Here is a 19,666-nt window from a genome sequence, read left to right as displayed (position 1 = left end):
CCCGCCCATGACTCTCACCCTCATGCTTGCTGCCGCAGCGCCGGACAATGCGCTCACTTTGTCGCCGGTGGACATGTTCCTCCAGGCGGATCTCGTCGTGAAGGCGGTGATGGTCGGCCTGCTGCTGGCCAGCGTCTGGACCTGGGGCATCATCTTCAGCTTCGCCGGACGACTCCGGCGGATGCGCAAGGGATGCGACGAGTTCGAGCGCGCCTTCTGGCAGGCCAAGGACATGGACGCCTTCGCCAAGGAGCGCGGGCGGGAAGACCTGCCGAGCGCGCAGGTGCTCAATGCCGGCATCGCCGAATGGCGCCGCTCCACCGCCCAGCGCGGCATGAACCCCGACGGCACGCGCGACCGGCTCGCCACCGCCATGGGCTCTGCTCTGGCTGGCACCATCGACAAGATTTCGGACCGGCTGAACATCCTCGCGACCGTCGGCTCGGTGGCGCCGTTCGTCGGCCTGTTCGGCACGGTGTGGGGCATCATGCGCGCCTTTATCGCCATTGCCGGCGAGCAGAACACCAGCCTCGCGGTCGTGGCACCCGGCATTGCCGAGGCGCTGTTCGCCACCGCGATCGGCCTGTTCGCGGCTATTCCGGCGGTGATTGGCTACAATCGCCTCAGCCATGGCGTGAACCGGCTGGAGGCGCGGGTCCAGCGTTTCTCGGACGGGCTTTACACAACCTTCAGCCGCGAGCTTGAATCCTGATGGGCATGAACCTGCCTTCCAACCGGCGGGGCGGGCGACGCGCGCCCATGGCGGACATCAACGTCACGCCGCTGGTCGACGTGATGCTGGTGCTGCTCATCATCTTCATGGTGACTGCCCCCTTGCTGGTGACCGGTGTGCCCGTGCGCCTGCCGGAGAGCCGCGCGAGCGCGCTGGACCAGGACAAGAAGCCCGCCATCGTCTCGGTCGATCCGGAGGGCGCGGTCTTCATCAATGACGATCCGGTGAGCGACGATGCTCTGCCGGACCGGCTCAATGCCCTGCGCGCCGGCCTTGGACCGGACGAGCAGGTGTTCCTGCGTGCCGATGCCGCACTCGATTACGGCCGTGTCATGCGCGTGATGGGCGAGCTGAACCGCGCCGGGCTGGACCGGGTGGCGCTCGTCACGACCGGCATTGGCATGGGCGGATCGGATCCGTCCACCGTGCGTTCAGTGACGGGCGAATAAGGGCGGGGAATGGACCAGCGCGAGCGTCTAGGACTGGGAATTTCCACGGCGGGCCATGTGCTTCTGCTCGGCGCGCTGTCGCTTGGCCTGTTTCAGAAGAGCGCCGATTTAAAACCGCCGTCGACGATCGACGTGACCTTTGCGGATGCTGTCGCGCTCGAAAGCCTGACCCGCGAGCATGCGCCGGACGTGCCGCAGACCGCCACCGCGCCGGAAATCGGCGAGGTCGAGCCCGATGCTGCGCCGCCGCCGCCCGCCGCCGCGGCGCCCACGCCGCCGGCACAGCCCGAACCGGTTGCACCGCCACCCCCGCCCCGCGCGCAGGCACCGACACCCAAGCCGGCTCCGCCGCCGCCGCCCGCGCCCAAGCCGCGCGAACAGCGGGCCAGCACGCGCGAGACGCCGGCCGCCAAGCCCGCGCCCTCCCGCCCCGCCCGTGAAGAGGCGCCGCGTCAGCGTGCGTCCCGGCTGGGCGACGATTTCCTCAAGGGCATCGATGCCGAGACGGCGTCCAGCCGCGCGACGCCCAACACCAGCGGCTCCAACGCCAAGCTCAGCCCGGTCGCGGCCCGTGCGCTCAATGCGGAGATCACCCGCCAGATCAAGCCGCACTGGCGCCCACCCTCGGGCGCCGATGCCGAAAAGCTGGTGACGCTGCTCAGTGTCCACCTGACACCGGACGGGCGCATCGATGGCCGGGTCGAGGTCGTCGGGCAGGAGGGCGTGACGGCCAGCAATCGCGCCCAGGCCGATCTTCATGCCGAGCGGGCCGTGCAGGCCGTGATGCGCGCCGCGCCGTTCAAGAACCTTCCCGCCGAATTTTATGAACAGTGGAAGTGGCTCCGGCCGCTCCGCATTTATGCGAGTTTGTGACGATGATGATGCTCAGCCTTCGACGCAAAACCTTGCGCGGTGCCAGCGCGCTGCTGGCCCTGCTCATCGCGATGCCCGCCACGGCGCAGCTCAGCGTGGACGTGACCAATCCGGTCGAGAGCGATCTGCGGATCGCCGTTCCGGCCATGCCGACTCAGCAGAATGTCGAAACGCCGGCTGGCTCCACCCAGTCGCTTGGCCAGCGTATCGCCGAGGTGATCGCCAACGATCTGCGCGGCTCCGGGCTGTTCACGCCGCTTGGCCCCAATGGCGTGCAGCCGCCCTCCATGGCGGAAGTCACCAGCCCCGTCTTCGCGCGCTGGTCCGCGATGAATGCCGAGGCACTGGTGCAGGGCTTCGTGCGCTCAGCGGGCGGCGATTCGCAGATCACGGTCGGCTGCTATCTCTATGACGTGTCGCTCGGCACTGAACTGGCCCGGCAGGGCTATGTCGTTGCGCCCCGCGACTGGCGCCGCGCCGCCCACCGCTGCGCCGACCTTGTCTATTCGCGCCTGACCGGCGAGAGCCCGTTCTTCGATAGCCGCATCGCCTACATCGCCGAGACCGGTCCCAAGGACAATCGCGTCAAGCGTCTCGCCATCATGGATAGCGACGGCGCCAACCACCGCTTCATCACCAATGGCCAGAGCCTGGCGCTCACGCCCCGCTGGTCGCCCGATTATCGCTCCATCGCCTATGTGAGCTATGTCGGCCGCAACGTGCGCATCTACATCTATGATGTCGATCAGGGCCGCCAGCGCGTGCTGCTGGAAGGCAGCGGCGCCATCTTCGCCCCGCGCTGGTCACCCGATGGCCGCACTTTGCTCTACTCGATGGCGAGCGGCGCCAATACGGATATCTATAAGATCCCCGTCGCCGGCGGTCGCCCGACACGGCTGACCAACACGCCGGGCATCAATGTCGGCGGCTCCTTCTCGCCGGACGGGACGAAGGTCGTCTTCGAGAGCGATCGCTCTGGCGGGCAGCAGATCTATGTGATGAATGCGGATGGCTCGGGCCAGCGCCGCATCAGCTTCGGCGGCGGTCGCTACGCCACGCCGGAGTGGAGCCCGCGCGGCGACCTCATCGCCTTCACCAAGATCGCCGGCAACTTCCGTGTGGGCGTGATGGATGTGAACGGCAGCAACGAGCGGCTGTTGACCAATGGCTGGCAGGACGAAGCGCCGACCTGGTCGCCCAATGGCCGTGTGCTGCAATTCTTCCGCACCGCAGCCGGCCGATCGGGCAATTCCTCGATCTGGCAGGTGGACCTGACGGGCGTGAACGAACGCAAGATCGTCACGCCGGTGGACGGCTCCGACCCCGCCTGGGGCCCACTGCTTCAGTGACGGGGAACCAAAAATTCATCTTTGTTTTCATATCTTCAGGTTGACTTGTCGGCAAAACGCCCCAACCATACGACGAACCGGTTTGTGTTCAGGACAGTAGGAGAAGCCCCCATGCGTACCACACCCCTGTTGCTGCTGGTTTCCAGTGCCGCGCTCGCCCTTTCGGCCTGTGCCAAAAAGGCGCCGGAGACTCTTCCCCCCGCCCCGGCTGACACGGCTCCGCCGCCAGCCACCACGCCGACGCCCACGCCGAGCGGCCCGACCCCGGGCAGCCAGGCGGACTTCGTCGCCAGCGTCTCCTCGGACCGCATCTTCTTCAATACGGACGAGAGCGACATCGACGATGAAGATCGCAACGTGCTGCGCAGCCAGGCCGAATGGCTGATGCGCTACCCGCAGAAGCGCGTGACCGTCGAAGGCCATGCCGACGAACGCGGCACCCGCGAATACAACCTCGCGCTCGGTGAGCGTCGCGCCAATGCCGCCAAGAACTATCTGGCCTCGCTCGGCATCGATGCCGGCCGCATCAACACGATCAGCTACGGCAAGGAGCGCCCGGTCGCGCTCGGCTCGGATGAAGCCAGCTGGGCCCAGAACCGTCGCGCAGTCACCGTTACGGTCGACTGACACGCGCCAGAACGCCAAACAGAAAGGGCAGCCTTCCAACCGGGAGGCTGCCCTTTTCTATGTTCGCCGCTGCCGGCGAACGTCTCTGCAGCGCCGCGCTCAGCCCCGGCGCGTGCCCGTCATCGCCATGGTGCCGAAAGCGCCGGCATCGATGGTGCCGCTGATCTTGCCGTCGGTCACGATTGCCTCGCAGGTGAGCGTCATCGGCATGGGCATGGTCATCTCCATGGTCCAGGTCAGCCGGTTGCCATCCACCTTGCCGTTCTTCACATCGAGCGAGCCGAGCGGCCCCGCGTTGGTGCCGTTGAACGTGTCTCCGTCCGTCACGACGGTGAACACGCTCGCCTGATCCCCCATCGGGGTTTTGGTGGTGCAATCATAAGCGCCGTCAACTTTGGCCATTTCATCTCTCCTTCCGGAATGAACGTTATTCAGCGAGCGGGGGCCCCATCGGGGGTGATCTCCGTCACGGGCAGCCCCAGCGGCTTGAGCTGATCCGCAATCTGGCTCTTGTCGCCAACCACTACCCAGCTCAGCTGTGCGGGATCGATCAGCTGCTTCGCCGCCGCGTCGAGCTGGGCCGGGGTGAGCGCCTGATAGCGCGCCCGCAGCGTCTCGACATAATCGAACGGCCGGCCGAACAGCGCATCCGCCTGCATCTGACCGAGCACGGCGCCGGTGGTCTCAAACTTGCCCGGCAAGCCGGCGATTTCGCCATTGACGACGCGCCCGAATTCCTGCGGCGTCACGCCCTTTGGCCCAAGGAAGCTGACGATCTGATCCCGCATCGCCGCGATGGCCGGGCCGGTCTTGTCCGCCTGCACCGGCGCGCTGACCAGATAGGGGCTGCGCTCCAGCCGCCGGCTGAGCGCACCGCGCACGCCATAGGACCAGCCCTTGGCCTCACGAATGTCCGCGTTCAGCCGTGAGAGGAAATCATCGCCCAGCACGGTGTTCGCCATGTTGAACGCGACCAGGTCATCGCGCCCGGTCGCCTTGGTGACCACCCCGCCCAGAATGACGGACTGCGGCGACTGCGGCCGGTCGATCAGGTAAATGCCCGGCTTAGGCGTCGGCACCGCCACCGAGAAATCCTTGACCGGAGAGGCCATGCGGTTCTGCGGCCAATTGCCAAAGCGGGCCTCCAGCAGGGGCTTGATCTCGGCCATGGTGATGTCGCCGGCGACGAAGATCTCCGCCTTGCTCGGGACGATCCAGCCGCCGTGGTAATGCACGAGGTCGTCGCGCGTGATCGCCTTCACGGTGGCCTCCTCGCCCCGCGCGCTGACCACGCCATAAGGATGCTGCGGGCCGTAGAGCAGCGGCGAGATTGCCCGGTTGGCAAGGCCGCTGGGCTGCGTCTTTTCCGCCGCGATGCCGGCAAGCTGGATGGTCCGCAGCCGCTCGATCTCGCTCGGGGCGAAGGCGGGATTGCGGATCACATCCTGCAGCAGGTCGAGCGAAGGCGCCAGATTGGGCTTGAGCGCGAACAGGGAGATGGACGTGCGGTCCATGCTCTGCCCGGTCGAGATGCTGGCGCCGAGGCGCTCCTGCTCCTCGGCGATCTGGATGGTCGAGCGGCTGGTGGTGCCGGCCTCCAGCAGGTCGAGCATCAGCGTGCCCAGCCCCATCCGGTCCCGCCGGTCACTGGCAAGCCCAGCGTCGAAATTGACCGCGATGCTGACCGTCGGCACGGTCGAGCGGGTCGCGACATGCAGCTTGATGCCATTGCCGAGCGTCGCCGTCTCCACCGTGGGGAAATCGAGGTCCGGGTTCTGCGTTACGTCCGGGATCGCCAGCGTCGGCTTGGGCGCAGCGACGTCCGCCGGCGCATTCTCGCCCGGCGCTGCGACGCTCGCATCCTCATAGGCTTCCCGCTCACCGGGCTCGACCGTCAGTGCAAACACGGGGCGGGTGAGCCAGCGCTGCATCGCCGCCGTCACGGCCGTGGGCGTTGCGGCGGCGATGGCCGCCAGGTCCTTCTTGTACTGGGCAGGATCGTCCGAATGCAGCAGCCCCTCAGCCAAGGTCGACGCCTTGCCGCTGAATCCGCCGACCACTTCAAGCGCGGCAATCTCGCCGGCCACCTGCCGCGTTGCCACGCGGGTCACTTCATCGGCGGTCGGGCCAGTCTTGATGAAATCGCCCATGATCTCATCGAGCCGGCGGGAGACCAGCGCCGGATCGGTGCCGGGCTTCACATCGGCTGTCGCCATGAAGAAACCGAGCTGCTCGAACTGCTGCACGCCCGCCGTCACGCTCACCGCGATCTGTTCGTCGCGGACGAGGATATTGTCCAGCCGCGAGCTGGCGAGGCCGCCGAGCACCGCGCCGCCCACGGAGAGCAACGGCGCATCCTTGTCATTGCGACCCGGCGTTACCCACATGCGATAGATGCGCGTGGTCGCCACGCGGTCCTTCATCACCTTGTCAACGCGTGCAGGCAGCGTCGGGATGGGCGCGGCAACCGGCTTGACCGCCGGCCCCGCCGCGATGCCGCCGAAATATTTCTCGACCTTCGCCTTGGCCGTGGCGGCGTCGATATCGCCGGCGAGCACCAGGATCGCGTTGTTCGGCCCGTAATGATCGCGGAACCAGCCCTTCACATCCTCCAGCGAGGCGGAGTCCAAATCCGCCATCGAGCCGATGGTCGAGTGGCCATAGGGATGGCCCTTGGGCAGCAGCGTCTCAAGCTGCACATATTCCACCAGGCCATAGGGCTGATTGTCACCCTGCCGCTTCTCGTTCTGCACCACGGCGCGCTGGGCGTCGAGCTTGCCTTGCGTCACCGCGCCGAGCAGGCGGCCCATGCGATCCGCCTCCATGAACAGCGCGCGATCGAGCGTGCCCGTCGGCACCGTCTCGACATAATTGGTGCGGTCGAACCACGTCGATCCATTGGTCGGGGTGGAGCCGGCCGAGACCAAAGGCTCGTCGAAATTGGGCACATTCTCCGACCCGCCGAACATCAGATGTTCGAAGAGATGCGCAAAGCCGGTCTTGCCTTCCGGCTCATGCTTGGAGCCGATGCGGTAATAGACGGTCACGCCGACGACCGGCGCCTTGCGATCGGTATGCACGATCACGCGCAGGCCATTGGGCAGCGTGAACGTCTCATAGGGAATGTCGACTCGCTTGATGAGATCGGCGAGCGGCGCAGGCTTGACGGCTGCGCTGGCCGTCGCGCTGACCGTCGCTGGGGCCGCCGGACGGGGAGCCGGCTGCGCTTGCGACCAGGCTGGCACGGATGCCGTAAGGGCAAGGCTGCAAACGCCCAGATACATAAGGGCAGTCGAACGACGAACAGTCAGACGCATAGAATCTCCGACGAATATCAACAGGTCGCCACCCGTAGCAGCGACGGCCTGAACCATGGCCGGACCATAGCGGCAGGCGGCGGCCAAGCCTAGCGCCGGATCGAACCGGCCCCGGATTGAGAACCTGCCAGCGAGCTTGAGCGTTGATCCCATGGAAGCTGGCATGGCATATTGGCGCAGGTCGATCATGCTGCCCGGATCGCGCCGGAGAAAAACGCACCGCCCTCTTGTGTTGCGAAATAGCAACACCATCTGTGGCGGGCGAAGGGAGATAGTATGAATCTCGAAAAGTTCACAGACCGGGCCAAAGGCTTCCTGCAGAGCGCACAGACTGTTGCGATCCGCATGAACCACCAGCGCATCAGCCCGGAGCATCTACTCAAGGCGCTGCTCGAGGATGAGCAGGGCATGGCCAGCGGCCTCATCAAGGCGGCGGGGGGCGATGCCGCGACCGCGCTGCGCGAGACCGACGCGGCGCTTGCCAAGGTGCCCGCCGTCAGCGGATCGGGCGCGCAGCAGACCCCCGGCCTCGACAATGACGCGGTGCGCGTGCTCGATTCCGCCGAGCAGGTCGCGCAGAAAGCCGGCGACAGCTATGTCACCGTCGAGCGGCTGCTGCTTGCTCTGGTGCTGGCGACGACGACCGCCGCCGGCAAGGCGCTGGCCACCGCCGGCGTGAAGGCCGAGGCGCTCAATGGCGCAATCAACAGCCTGCGCGGCGGTCGGACAGCGGACACGGCCTCTGCCGAGGACCGCTACGACGCGCTCAAGAAATTCGCCCGCGATCTCACCGAGGCCGCCCGCGACGGCAAGCTCGATCCGGTGATCGGCCGCGACGAGGAAATCCGCCGCACCATCCAGATCCTCGCCCGGCGCACCAAGAACAACCCGGTGCTGATCGGTGAGCCCGGCGTCGGCAAGACCGCCATCGCGGAGGGCCTGGCCCTGCGCATCGCCAATGGCGACGTGCCCGACACCCTCAAGGACCGCACGCTGATGGCGCTCGACATGGGCAGCCTCATCGCCGGCGCGAAGTATCGCGGCGAGTTCGAGGAGCGCCTGAAGGGCGTGCTCGACGAAGTGAAGGGCGCGGACGGCCAGATCATCCTCTTCGTTGATGAGATGCACACACTGATCGGCGCGGGCAAATCCGAAGGCGCGATGGACGCCTCCAATCTGCTCAAGCCGGCTCTGGCGCGCGGCGAGCTGCACTGCATCGGCGCGACCACGCTCGATGAGTATCGCAAATATGTCGAGAAGGACCCCGCCCTCCAGCGGCGGTTCCAGCCGGTGTTCGTTGGCGAGCCGACGGTGGAGGACACCATCTCCATCCTGCGCGGCATCAAGGACAAGTACGAGACGCACCATGGCGTGCGGATCGCTGACGGCGCCATTGTCTCCGCCGCGACGCTCTCCAACCGCTACATCACCGACCGCTTCCTGCCGGACAAGGCCATCGACCTGATGGACGAGGCCGCGAGCCGCATCCGCATGGAAGTGGAGTCCAAGCCCGAGGAGATCGAGAATCTCGACCGGCGGATCATGCAGCTCCAGATCGAGCGCGAGGCGCTGAAGAAGGAGACCGATCAGGCGAGCAAGGACCGGCTGGCGGCGCTGGAAGGCGACCTCGCCAATCTGGAGCAGCAATCGGCCGAACTCACCGGCCGCTGGCAGGCCGAGAAGGACAAGATCGCAGGCGAGGCCAAGCTCAAGGAACAGCTCGATGCCGCGCGCATCCAGCTGGAGCAGGCGCAGCGCACCGGCGAATATGCCAAGGCTGGCGAGCTGCAATATGGCACCATCCCCACGCTGGAGAAGCAGCTCGAAGAGGCGCAGTCCGCCTCCAAGGGCGCGATGCTGCGTGAGGAAGTGACCAGCGAGGACATCGCCAGCGTCGTCTCGCGCTGGACCGGCATTCCGGTCGACAAGATGCTGGAAGGCGAGCGCGAGAAGCTGCTGGCCATGGAGGAGGAGCTGGGTCGCCGGGTAATCGGCCAGGCCGATGCGGTGAAGGCCGTCTCCACCGCCGTGCGCCGCTCACGCGCCGGTCTGCAGGATCCCAACCGGCCGCTCGGCAGCTTCCTCTTCCTCGGCCCGACGGGCGTCGGCAAGACGGAACTGACCAAGGCGCTTGCCGAATTTCTGTTCGACGACAGCAATGCGATGGTGCGCATCGACATGAGCGAGTTCATGGAGAAGCACAGCGTCGCGCGGTTGATCGGCGCACCGCCGGGCTATGTCGGCTATGAAGAAGGCGGCGTGCTGACCGAAGCCGTCCGCCGCCGGCCCTATCAGGTCGTGCTGTTCGACGAGGTGGAGAAGGCGCATGGCGACGTGTTCAACGTGCTCCTCCAGGTGCTCGACGATGGCCGCCTGACCGATGGGCAGGGCCGCACGGTGGACTTCACCAACACGATCATCGTGCTGACCAGCAACCTCGGCAGCCAGTTCCTCACCAGCCTTGGCGACGATGAGCCGGTGGAGAAGGTCGAGGATCAGGTGATGGACGTGGTGCGCGCACATTTCCGCCCCGAGTTCCTCAACCGGCTGGACGAGATCATCCTGTTCCACCGCCTGGGCGCGGAGCATATGGGGCCGATCGTCGACATCCAGGTCGCCCGCGTCGGCAAGCTACTCAAGGACCGCAAGGTGACACTCGACCTCACCGACGGCGCCCGCGCCTGGCTCGGCCGGGTGGGCTACGATCCGGTCTATGGCGCCCGCCCCTTGAAGCGCGCGGTGCAGAAATATCTGCAAGACCCGCTCGCCGACCTCATCCTGCGCGGCGAAGTGCCGGACGGTGCAACCGTGCGCGTCGATGAAGGCGATGGGGCGCTGGTGTTGACGGTGGGGTGAGGCAAGGCCGAACCTGAAAGGCAAAAGAAAAGGCCGGGAGGATCGCTCCTCCCGGCCTTTGTCTCTGGGTTTCGACGTCGCTTAGAAAAGCTTCGCCTTCACACCGACATAGAACGACCGGCCAACGGCGCTGATCGGGTACGCAACACCACCATCATCCGGCTTGCGATCGCCAAGATTGTTGATGCCACCATAAATGTCGAACCGATCGTCTACATTGTAGCTGGCGTAGATGTTGTGCTCCCACTTGCGGTTGTACCAGATGTACTCGGCAGGTGCGTAATCGGGATTGGCCTGTTCTTGCTTGAGCGTCACCCGGCGCGTCTTGGACCACCACTCAAGACCATAGTTCAGCGTGAACGGTCCCTTTTGCCAGGTAAGGTCGAAGTTGGCAGTGTACTTTGGAGCAGGATATTCCCAATTATGCAGTTCGTTCTCCAGGTCCGCACCCGCGCTGGGCACGAACTGAAGCTTGTTCAGAACATTGCCAGTAACGCGGAAGTTGAAAGTGCCAACGTCACCTTCAGGGACGAACCGATAGTCGACAACGAAGTCCAGACCGGACGTCTCATACGACGCGACGTTCTCAGGGATAACCGTGAAGGTGCTGATATAGCCTTGCCCGGCGCCGGACGCCTTGCGGGCGATGACGTCGCAATAGATGTTGTCCAGATCCGGCTGATCGTAGCACAGGTCAACTACGTCCTGAGCGGTAGCATAGTTGATCGCCTGCTTCAGACGGATGCTATACCAGTCGGCGGTGATCGTCAGGCCCGGCACGAAGGTCGGGCGGAATACGACGCCTGCGGTCCAGGTCTTTGCCGTTTCTTCCTGAAGGGTCGGATTGCCACCCTGGAAGCCCAGAATGCTGCTGTTCTGAGGAGAGGTTGCATCGTCTGCGGGATTGAACGTGGAGGGATTGATCCCTACCGCAGCAAGCGCGGTGGCGCAGTTCGCTGCGCGGTACTGAGTGCCCTCGGCGACCCGGTCGATGCCGCACGGGTCCGTGATGAACTCGTACGTACCGCTTCCGCCAGCAAACAGCTCGGTGATGTTAGGCGCGCGGACAGCCTGCGAGTACGTACCACGGAAGGTGACGTCGCGAACCGGCGAATAAGAGCCGTTGACGTTCCAGGTCGTCGTGCCGCCGATGGTCGAGTAATCCGAATAACGAATGGCGCCGCCCAGCGACAATTCATAGGCGCCCGGCACTCGCGACAGCAGCGGAAGGTTGATCTCGCCAAACACTTCCTTGACGTCGAAGCTGCCCCGGTCGATCCGCGCAAACCCGGAATCGATCAAATAACCGTTAAGCTGATAATCGGAAGGGATGAATACGCTCGATTCCTTGCGGTACTCGGCGCCTACTGCGAACCCAACCGGGCCGCCCGGCAGCTCGAAGAAGCCCCCTGTATCGCCCGAGAGCGCTGCAGTGACTACGTGCTGACGGAGACGTGACCATGTGGAATGGTCGACAGTCACGAAGTCCAGAGCTTGCTGCGACGGCGTTCCATAGCCCAGCAGATTAATCGGAACGCACTGTCCGGGCTGGAACGTCAGCGGAACACCCGCATAAACCGTGTTATTATAGCTGTCGGACTGTATTTCGGTCTGGCCCGGCAGGTTGATACGGCAGGTGACCCCGCCGTTTCCGTCCGAGACCGCATCAAGCGCGGCGTAATAGCGATCGGAAATGCGGTCATTGCGGTTTGTCGCCGTCTGGGTCGACTGACCGAACACATAGGATATGTCATAGCGCAGGTTGGACCCGAGATCGCCACGGGCACCAATCACTGTCCGGAACAACTCTCGCTCCAGTTCGTAACGACGAATACCGAAGTCGAAATTGTCGCGGCTGATGCGGATGCTGCATTCTTCAAAACCGGGCGTTTCGTCATCATCGCAATCGCCGGCCGCATTAGCAGCTTGGATCGCGGACACCCACGCCGCTGGCAGGTACGGATTGTCTTCGTAAAGCTTTGTGTAGAAGTCGTACGACGGCTGCGAAAGCGTGTACGCCTTGGAGCGTACATATTTGCCTTCCAGATAGACCTCGAAGGCCGGGCTCACCTCAAAACGCGCCATCGCATTGGCGATGTGACGACGGTTATAAGGCGTAAAGTCGCCATAATAGCTCTCGCGCGGCGTGCTCGATCCGCCGACGGTGAAGCTGGTGCCCGGTACATAGCTACCCAGATCATACACACCGCCTTCACCCGTGAAGTCCGGAGTAAAGTCACCGTTCACGTCGACCGCACCGCCGATCGAGCTGTCCGCCCAGCGCAGGTCGGTCAGCAGAATACGATCAGGCACGTTGGGATCGTCGGCGGAGGTGCCCGGTGTCCCATCGGCAGGGTTACGAACCAACGCCCAGCTCGGGCCGGTCTTACCATAGTTGAGGCGCTGGCGCTGGCTGAAGCGGTCCGTCTCGTTGAACTCGTAGGACAGCGTGATGTTGCCGCGGCTATCAGCAAAGTTCTTGCCGAATGTGGCAGCAACAAACCGGTCACCCGCATCGCCGCGCTGAGAAATACCCGACTGCGCGCGAAGCCGAAGACCGTCGAAGTCCTTCTTCATGATGAAGTTGACCACACCGGAAACGCCGTCGGCACCATAAATTGCCGAGGCGCCGCCGGTCAGCACGTCGACCGACTCAACGAGATCTGTGGGAATGGTGTTGATATCGACAGCAGCCGTGCCCGGATACCCCGCGACATGGCGGCGGCCGTCCACGAGGACCAGGGTACGATTAGGGCCAAGATTGCGCAGATCGAGGTTGTTGACGCCCACCAAGCCTGCGTTGGGCAGGTTGGAACCCGCGACGTCGATGTTCGACCGCGAACCCAGCAATGCCGGGGAGGTGACAAGAAAGTCCGTCAGATTAACGTTACCGCGCTGTTCGATTTGAGCCGCCGTTACGGCCTGCACCGGATTCGGAAACGAGAACTCAGGCCGCGCAATGCGCGAACCGGTAACGATGATCACCTCACCATCCTCGGCGGCATCCGCGTTCTGCGGTTCCTGCGCATGTGCGGCGGAGCTCAGCATGGCGAGGCCGAGCACGGCAGGTGCAGCTGCCAGCTTCAGCAATGTTTGCGTTGTTATTTTCTTCACGATCCAGTCCCTTGCTCTGGAATTTGCGAACTGCGGCCGGGAATATCCGGTCGCACGAAACGCGGGGATCGTGCGTCGTCCTCTCGGTCTCCCGACGACAACACGCGTGGCCCCTGCGCTATATGGCCGTGAAACTGTGCGGATTGGTTAAAGGTGTAAAGCGCAGGTGCAGCATGAAAGGGCTATTTTCCCGTACATGTCACATTCATGCAACAAGATCGTCGGTCCGGTGCCTCCGCGCCCTGCGGTCCGCTGTAACAATATTAGCGACGATCTACCCACTACGACACAAATCGTCCCGGACCGCAGTTTTCCTAGAAACTATTTGTTAATCTTCTCACACCGCCGTTCGAATGAACATGGAATTCGTGGCGAAATCGGAGCGACCCATGGGCCAGCTTGCCGTAGCGTCCGATGCTCAAAGGGGGCATTTTCAGACCGCCCCACCCGACCCTGTTGCCTTCGCACATCGTGTTGCAATGCAGCAAAAGAAGGCCGGCTGCCGGACGCTACGGCATCCAGCCTGATTGTCGATCAGCGAGCCGCTTGGCCCTGTACCAGCGGTAACGGATCAATCCGCGCATCGTTCCACTTCATGCTCCAGTGCAGATGCGGACCGGTCACGCGGCCCGTCGCGCCGATCTCGCCGAGCGGCTGGCCCTGGCGCACCACATCGCCTTCCTTCACCAGCAGCCGATCGCTGTGCAGGAAGGCGCTGTTGAGGCCCATGCCATGATCGATGATGAGGAGCTTGCCTTCCAGCGTGAACGGCTCTTCGCTGGCCAGCACGACAACGCCGTCCGCCGGCGCGACATAGACAGTGCCCTGCCCACCGGCGAGATCGAGCCCGCTATGATAGCTGCCGGGCGTGCCCCGATAGATGCGCTGCGAGCCGAACACGCCGGAAATGCGCGCCTTCACCGGCCAGATGAATGTCTGCCGCCAGCCATTGCTCAGCTGCGGATCACCCCGGGCGGCAACGATGCGCGCCAGTTCGCCCGCCCGCCGTTGCTGGAATTCCCCGCTGGTGGCGCTGCCCGTGATCGAGGCATTGACGTTCTGGATCTTCCAGTCCCCCCGCGCGATGGTCAGCACGCGCCGTTGCTTGCGCCCATCACGCCCGGTCGCTTCCAGCGTCATGGTGGCCGGGGCATCGCGGTCCAGCCCGATGATGAAGTTTCCCTCGGCGTCCACGGCCACCGGCACGCCATCGAGCGTAAGACCCAGCGTGCCGACGGGCACGAGACCGCGCAGCAGTGCCCCTTGCCGGGGGGTACCGCGAACCTGCAACGTCGCCGGCCCTTGCGGTAGCGCGAGATCGGGCACGTCCTCGATGGGCAGCGCGCTGGCTTCCGGCGGCGGCGGCGGGACCGTCGAGCAGCCGGCCGATGCGGCGAGCAGACCTCCCGCCAGAACAGAACGAGAGCGGAAGCGGAAACCTGTCATGCCCGCACTCATGGCCGCGCGGCTGGCGCGATGCAAGGGCACGCCGTCAGTCGAACAGGTCGGTCTGCCGCGCTGGCGCCGTGGATGAGGCGGCCTTGCGCGCCGGCCGGGGCGCCGGTGGCGGAGACGCGGAGGACGGGAAGGTCGCCGGAGAGTCGCCACCCGCCGCATCGGGCTGCGTCGCCGCGATCACCTCATCATGCTCGAACTTGAGCGTCACCCACCCCGCCGCGCGCGCCTCCTCGGCGGAGCGGACCAGCCGGCCTTGCGCCATCACGCGCGCAAAGCCACGCTTGAGCGGCGCATCGGGATTCAGCGACTGGGCCAGCCGCCACAGTCCATCCAGCTGCCGCCGCGCGTCGCCCAGCCGGCGCTCGAGCACCAGCGGTGAGAGCCGGACGTTGGCGAGCTTCTGCCGCTCCCGCGCGAGGTGGCTCTGCAGCAATGCGGGTCGCAATGCGCCGGATGCGTCCGCCAGCTCGTGGCGCGCCCGGCTCACCCGGTGGGAAAGGCCGCGCCGCAGTCGGTCGCCGAGATCGTCCGCGCGCTGGCGGGCCTGCGCCAGCAGCACGTCCGGGCGCGGGAGGAGCCGCCGCTGTGCTTCCAATCGCTCGCGGCTGCGGTCCAGGCCGCGCGCCACGCAGCGCTGCATCCGTGCGCGTAGCTCAGCGACCTGCACGGCGAGGTCGGCGCGCACCGGCACGGCCATTTCCGCAGCCGCCGTGGGCGTCGGCGCGCGCAGATCGGCAGCGAAATCGCACAAGGTCGTGTCCGTCTCATGCCCCACGGCGGAAATGACGGGGATCGGTGACTCCGCCACCGCCCGCACCACGACTTCCTCATTGAACGACCACAAATCCTCGATGGAGCCGCCACCGCGCGCCACGATCAGCACGTCGGGGCGCGGGATCGGGCCATCGGCCGGCAACGCGCCGAAGCCGCGCACCGCCGCCGCAACCTGGGCCGCTGCGCCCTCCCCCTGCACCAGCACGGGCCAGAGCAGTACGCGGCTCGGAAAGCGATCGGCAAGCCGGTGGAGAATGTCGCGAATCACTGCGCCGGTGGGCGAGGTCACCACGCCGATCACATCGGGCAGCATCGGGATCGGCCGGCGCTTGGCGGGATCGAACAGCCCTTCGGCAGAGAGGCGCGCCTTGAGCTTCTCGAAGAGCTGCATCAGCGCGCCCTCGCCGGCCAGCTCCATGCTCTCGATGACGATCTGATATTTGGAGCGCCCCGGATAGGTCGTGACCTTGCCGGTGACGATCACATCCAGCCCGTCCTCGGGCCGGAAGGCGAGACGGCCCGCCGTGCCTTTCCACATCACCCCGTCGATCACCGCCGCATCGTCCTTAAGGCAGCAATAGACGTGGCCGGAGGCAGCCCGCTTGAAGCCCGAGATCTCGCCGCGCAGGCGCACGAAGCCGAAACGATCCTCCACCGTGCGCTTGAGCTGGGCGGAGAGTTCGGAAATGCTGAGCGCGGTCAGATTGTCCCCCGCGCGCTCCTGCGCTAACAGGCGGCCGGACGCATCCTCACTGACGGAAAAATCGCTCATGAATATCCTTTTGCTCGGCGGTGGCGGGCGCGAACATGCCCTCGCCTGGAAGCTGGCGCAATCGCCGCTCTGCACCGGCCTGTTCGCCGCACCGGGCAATCCCGGCATAGCCGAGGCGGCGCGCCTGGTCGATATCGACCTTGCCGATCATGCCGCCGTGATCGATTTTTGCCGCGCTAACAACGTCGGTCTGGTGGTCGTCGGCCCGGAAGCGCCGCTGGTGGACGGGATTGCCGACAGCCTGCGCGCCGCGGACATCCCGGTGTTCGGGCCGAGCGCCGCTGCCGCCCAGCTTGAAGGCTCCAAGGGCTTCACCAAGGATCTCTGCCGCCATGCCGCCATTCCCACGGCCGGTTATGTCCGCTGCACCAGCGCCGAGATGGCGCTGGCGGCGCTGAGCGACTTCAGCCTGCCGGTGGTGGTGAAGGCCGATGGGCTTGCCGCCGGCAAGGGCGTCATCATCGCGCAGACGCGCGAAGAGGCCGAAGAGGCGATCCGCGACATGTTCGGCGGCAGCTTCGGCGCATCGGGCGCGGAAGTGGTGCTGGAAGAATTTATGGAAGGCGAGGAAGCCAGCTTCTTCGCCCTCACCGATGGCACGCATGTCGTCGCCTTCGGCTCGGCGCAGGATCACAAGCGCGTGGGGGAAGGCGACACTGGCCCCAATACCGGCGGCATGGGCGCCTACAGTCCCGCCTCGGTGCTCACGCCTGCCCTGCAGGATGCCGTGATGGACCAGATCATCCGCCCGACAGTGACGACGCTCGCCGCGCGCGGCACGCCTTATTCCGGTGTGCTGTTCGCGGGGCTGATGCTCACCACGGACGGCCCCAAGCTCATCGAGTATAATTGCCGCTTTGGCGACCCGGAATGCCAAGTGCTGATGATGCGGCTGACCAGCGATCTCGTCGCGCTGCTGCTCTCCGTCGCGCAAGGGACGCTCGACGAGGCCAGCGGCCCCAGCTTCGCGCCCGACCCGGCGCTCACCGTGGTGCTGGCCGCGAAGGGCTATCCCGGCACGCCCGAGAAAGGCGCGCCCATCGCGCTTCCGATGGCGCCCGATGGTGCCAAGATCTTCCACGCCGGCACGACGCTCAAGGACGGGCAGCTCGTGGCCAGTGGTGGCCGGGTGCTGAACGTCACCGCGCGCGGGGCCACGGTCACACAGGCGCGTGACGCCGCTTATGCGCTGGTCGATCAGGTCGATTTCCCCGGCGGCTTCTGCCGGCGCGACCTCGGCTGGCGGGAAATCGCGCGGGAAGGCGGCAGCGCGGCGGACTGATCGCCTGACCCATAGACCACGGCCCCTTGCCTTGACTCCGCCCCTTGCCATCAGGGACAAGGGCGCGGGGGATCAATCATTGCAAGGGCACGCCCATGATCGTCCACCATCTCAACAATTCCCGCTCGCAGCGCATCCTGTGGATGCTGGAGGAGTTTGGCCTGCCCTATGAATTGCGCCGTTATGAGCGCGATCCCGAAACCATGTTCGCCCCCGCCGCGCTCAAGGTGGTGCATCCGCTCGGCAAGTCGCCGGTGCTGGAAGACGAGGGCCGCACGCTGATCGAGAGCGGCGCGATCGTCGAATATCTGGTCGAGAAATCCGGCCAGTTCGGGCCGCCCGATGACGCTGACGGAAAGCTGCAATACCGCATGTTCCTGCATTATGCGGAAGGATCGATGATGCCGCCGCTGCTGCTCAAGCTCGTCCTCTCCCGCATTCCGTTGGTCGGCAAGGTCGCCGTCAAGCGCATCCAGCCAATGATCGACGTGCATCTCGATTATGTCGAAGCCGAGCTGAGCCGGCGTCCGTGGTTTGCCGGTAACCAGATCAGCGGCGCGGATGTGATGATGAGCTTTCCGCTGGAGGCCGCGCGGAGCCGGGGCGGGCTGGACGAGAGCCGTCCCGCGACCATCGCCTGGCTGGACCGGGTGCAGTCACGGCCTGCCTATCAGCGCGCGCTGGAGGCGGGCGGGCCTTATGCCTATGCCTGATCGAACCGGCGCGGGCGCGCCGGTCAGTCTTCCGCGCTGACCAGCAGCTTGTCGATCTTGCGCCCGTCCATATCGACGATCTCGAACCGCCAGCCCTGTTCGCTGAAATGCTCGCCCTCTTCAGGCAGGTGGCGCAGCACGGCCAGCGCAAAACCTGCAACCGTCGCATAATCACGGTCCTCGGAGAGATCGAGGTCGATGCGCTCGGCCAGCGCATCGATGGCCATCTGGCCGGAGACGAGCAGGCTACCATCCTCCCGCTCCGTGACCATCGGCTGGGTGTAGAGATCGCTGTCGGACGCGAACTCGCCAGCGATGGCGGACATGAGATCGGCCGGCGTCACAATGCCTTCGAAATGGCCATATTCGTCATGCACCATCACCATGGGGGCGTCGGCCTCCCGCAGGCGGTTGAGGGCGTCCATGGCATCCACCTGATCGGGCACGATGGAGACGGGGCGCATGAGCACCCGCAAGTCGAGCGCCTCACCCCGGAACAGCGCCGCCATCACGTCACGCGCCTGCACGACGCCGATAATGTCCTCCACGCTGCCCTGCGCCACCGGCAGGCGGGTGTGCGGGGTCGCGAGCAGCTTCTCGCGCAATTGCTCGGCGCTGGCATCGGCATCCAGCCAGTCGACATCGCGGCGCGGCGTCATCACTTCGCGCACCGGCCGGTCGGCCAGTCGCACCACGCCGGAAATGATCGCGCGCTCGCTTTCCTCGATCACGCCATGCCGGCTCGCTTCCGCCACGATAAGCTGCAGTTCCTCCGCCGTCACATGGTCCGAGCCTTCACGCTTGAGGCGCATCAGCTTGAAGATGACCTCGCTGGACTGATCCAGCACCCAGACGATCGGTGCGGCAACCCGCGCGAGCATGATCATCAGGGGCGCGACGACGCAGGCCAGCGGCTCGGGATTGCGCAGCGCAAGCTGCTTGGGCACCAGCTCGCCGATGATCAGCGAGACATAGGTCGTCGCGACGATCGCAACGCCAAAACCGGTGTTCTGAGCCAGATTGGCGGACATGCCGAGATAGGCGAAGATCGCGCCCAGCGGGCCGCCGAGCTTATCGCCCGAATAGGCACCGGCGAGAATGCCGATGAGCGTGATGCCGATCTGAACGGTAGACAGGAAGCGACCCGGCTCAGCGCTGAGGCCCAGCGCGGCCCGTGCCCCATGCTTGCCATTGCGGGTCATGGCCTCCAGCCGTGGCCGGCGTGCCGAGACAATGGCCAGTTCCGACATGGCAAAGACGCCGTTGAGCGCAATCAGCGCGAGGACGATGGCGGCATCGAGCCAGGGAAAAGGCGGCATGGTCTCTTCTAAAGGGGGTTGTTGGCTGAA

At 65.4% G+C, this 19,666-nt stretch carries 14 protein-coding genes; 8 read left to right on the top strand and 6 right to left on the bottom strand.

Annotated elements, in window-relative coordinates; translation table 11 throughout:
• The first annotated feature begins 7 nt into the window (after positions 1–7).
• The 5 genes from tolQ to pal all read left to right on the top strand — a co-directional run bounded on the left by tolQ (position 8) and on the right by pal (position 4,031).
• The gene (tolQ, locus tag M2331_RS01705; protein ID WP_181558686.1) at positions 8–712 is read left to right on the top strand and encodes a protein TolQ; all 705 of its coding nucleotides are present in this window, start codon (positions 8–10) and stop codon (positions 710–712) included.
• Positions 712–1,182, top strand: coding sequence for an ExbD/TolR family protein (locus M2331_RS01700; RefSeq protein WP_181558685.1), 471 nt, complete (start codon positions 712–714; stop codon positions 1,180–1,182). Before tolQ ends, M2331_RS01700 begins: the two co-directional genes overlap by 1 nt.
• 9 nt (positions 1,183–1,191) lie before the next feature.
• Entirely contained in the window at positions 1,192–2,055 is an 864-nt protein-coding gene (locus M2331_RS01695; protein ID WP_181558684.1) for a TonB C-terminal domain-containing protein, read from the top strand.
• A 5-nt stretch (positions 2,056–2,060) separates the two neighbouring features.
• Positions 2,061–3,404, top strand: a complete 1,344-nt coding sequence (gene tolB / locus M2331_RS01690) for a Tol-Pal system beta propeller repeat protein TolB (RefSeq protein ID WP_181561302.1) — start codon at positions 2,061–2,063, stop codon at positions 3,402–3,404.
• Positions 3,405–3,515: 111 nt separating this feature from the next.
• Complete coding sequence (gene pal, locus M2331_RS01685) at positions 3,516–4,031, top strand: peptidoglycan-associated lipoprotein Pal (RefSeq protein WP_181558683.1); 516 nt, start codon at positions 3,516–3,518, stop codon at positions 4,029–4,031.
• Positions 4,032–4,130: 99 nt separating this feature from the next.
• Here the strand turns inward: pal and M2331_RS01680 are convergent, their stop codons facing one another.
• The gene (locus M2331_RS01680) at positions 4,131–4,433 is read right to left on the bottom strand and encodes a hypothetical protein (protein ID WP_181558682.1); all 303 of its coding nucleotides are present in this window, start codon (positions 4,431–4,433) and stop codon (positions 4,131–4,133) included.
• A 29-nt stretch (positions 4,434–4,462) separates the two neighbouring features.
• On the bottom strand, positions 4,463–7,348 hold the full coding sequence (locus M2331_RS01675; protein WP_220128495.1) for a M16 family metallopeptidase: 2,886 nt from the start codon (positions 7,346–7,348) through the stop codon (positions 4,463–4,465).
• 276 nt (positions 7,349–7,624) lie between these two features.
• Here M2331_RS01675 and clpB point away from each other — a divergent pair, with 276 nt between their 5' ends.
• Positions 7,625–10,204, top strand: coding sequence for an ATP-dependent chaperone ClpB (gene clpB / locus M2331_RS01670; RefSeq protein WP_181558681.1), 2,580 nt, complete (start codon positions 7,625–7,627; stop codon positions 10,202–10,204).
• 81 nt (positions 10,205–10,285) lie between these two features.
• Here clpB and M2331_RS01665 read toward each other — a convergent pair whose 3' ends face one another.
• The 3 genes from M2331_RS01665 to xseA form a co-directional block, all read right to left on the bottom strand.
• Positions 10,286–13,318, bottom strand: a complete 3,033-nt coding sequence (locus M2331_RS01665) for a TonB-dependent receptor plug domain-containing protein (RefSeq protein WP_264592247.1) — start codon at positions 13,316–13,318, stop codon at positions 10,286–10,288.
• Positions 13,319–13,852: 534 nt separating this feature from the next.
• Positions 13,853–14,764: a M23 family metallopeptidase gene (locus M2331_RS01660; protein ID WP_181558680.1), complete on the bottom strand. Its 912-nt coding sequence runs from the start codon at positions 14,762–14,764 to the stop codon at positions 13,853–13,855.
• Between the two features lie 46 nt (positions 14,765–14,810).
• The gene (gene xseA / locus M2331_RS01655) at positions 14,811–16,322 is read right to left on the bottom strand and encodes an exodeoxyribonuclease VII large subunit (protein WP_181558679.1); all 1,512 of its coding nucleotides are present in this window, start codon (positions 16,320–16,322) and stop codon (positions 14,811–14,813) included.
• On the opposite strand from xseA, the gene purD reads away from it, so the two are divergent.
• Both purD and M2331_RS01645 read left to right on the top strand, forming a co-directional pair.
• Complete coding sequence (gene purD / locus M2331_RS01650; RefSeq protein ID WP_181558678.1) at positions 16,321–17,604, top strand: phosphoribosylamine--glycine ligase; 1,284 nt, start codon at positions 16,321–16,323, stop codon at positions 17,602–17,604. The two genes, xseA and purD, sit on opposite strands and share 2 nt — an antisense overlap.
• Positions 17,605–17,699: 95 nt before the next feature.
• The gene (locus M2331_RS01645) at positions 17,700–18,317 is read left to right on the top strand and encodes a glutathione S-transferase family protein (RefSeq protein WP_181558677.1); all 618 of its coding nucleotides are present in this window, start codon (positions 17,700–17,702) and stop codon (positions 18,315–18,317) included.
• Positions 18,318–18,340: 23 nt separating this feature from the next.
• Here M2331_RS01645 and M2331_RS01640 read toward each other — a convergent pair whose 3' ends face one another.
• Entirely contained in the window at positions 18,341–19,636 is a 1,296-nt protein-coding gene (locus tag M2331_RS01640; protein WP_181558676.1) for a hemolysin family protein, read from the bottom strand.
• Positions 19,637–19,666: the final 30 nt, after the last annotated feature.

Origin of the sequence: Sphingobium sp. B10D7B (genome assembly GCF_025961955.1) — a bacterium.
Lineage (GTDB): Bacteria > Pseudomonadota > Alphaproteobacteria > Sphingomonadales > Sphingomonadaceae > Sphingobium.
The sequence above is the reverse complement of the archived record's forward strand: the minus strand, read 5'-3'. Positions and strand labels throughout refer to the sequence as shown.

Excerpts from the sequence above, each read along its gene's own strand:
- tolQ (WP_181558686.1), top strand. The coding sequence starts at position 8 with ATGACTCTCACCCTCATGCTTGCTGCCGCAGCGCCGGACAATGCGCTC.
- M2331_RS01700 (WP_181558685.1), top strand. The coding sequence starts at position 712 with ATGGGCATGAACCTGCCTTCCAACCGGCGGGGCGGGCGACGCGCGCCC.
- M2331_RS01695 (WP_181558684.1), top strand. The coding sequence starts at position 1,192 with ATGGACCAGCGCGAGCGTCTAGGACTGGGAATTTCCACGGCGGGCCAT.
- tolB (WP_181561302.1), top strand. The coding sequence starts at position 2,061 with ATGATGCTCAGCCTTCGACGCAAAACCTTGCGCGGTGCCAGCGCGCTG.
- pal (WP_181558683.1), top strand. The coding sequence starts at position 3,516 with ATGCGTACCACACCCCTGTTGCTGCTGGTTTCCAGTGCCGCGCTCGCC.
- M2331_RS01680 (WP_181558682.1), bottom strand. The coding sequence starts at position 4,433 with ATGGCCAAAGTTGACGGCGCTTATGATTGCACCACCAAAACCCCGATG.
- M2331_RS01675 (WP_220128495.1), bottom strand. The coding sequence starts at position 7,348 with ATGCGTCTGACTGTTCGTCGTTCGACTGCCCTTATGTATCTGGGCGTT.
- clpB (WP_181558681.1), top strand. The coding sequence starts at position 7,625 with ATGAATCTCGAAAAGTTCACAGACCGGGCCAAAGGCTTCCTGCAGAGC.
- M2331_RS01660 (WP_181558680.1), bottom strand. The coding sequence starts at position 14,764 with ATGACAGGTTTCCGCTTCCGCTCTCGTTCTGTTCTGGCGGGAGGTCTG.
- purD (WP_181558678.1), top strand. The coding sequence starts at position 16,321 with ATGAATATCCTTTTGCTCGGCGGTGGCGGGCGCGAACATGCCCTCGCC.
- xseA (WP_181558679.1), bottom strand. The coding sequence starts at position 16,322 with ATGAGCGATTTTTCCGTCAGTGAGGATGCGTCCGGCCGCCTGTTAGCG.
- M2331_RS01645 (WP_181558677.1), top strand. The coding sequence starts at position 17,700 with ATGATCGTCCACCATCTCAACAATTCCCGCTCGCAGCGCATCCTGTGG.
- M2331_RS01640 (WP_181558676.1), bottom strand. The coding sequence starts at position 19,636 with ATGCCGCCTTTTCCCTGGCTCGATGCCGCCATCGTCCTCGCGCTGATT.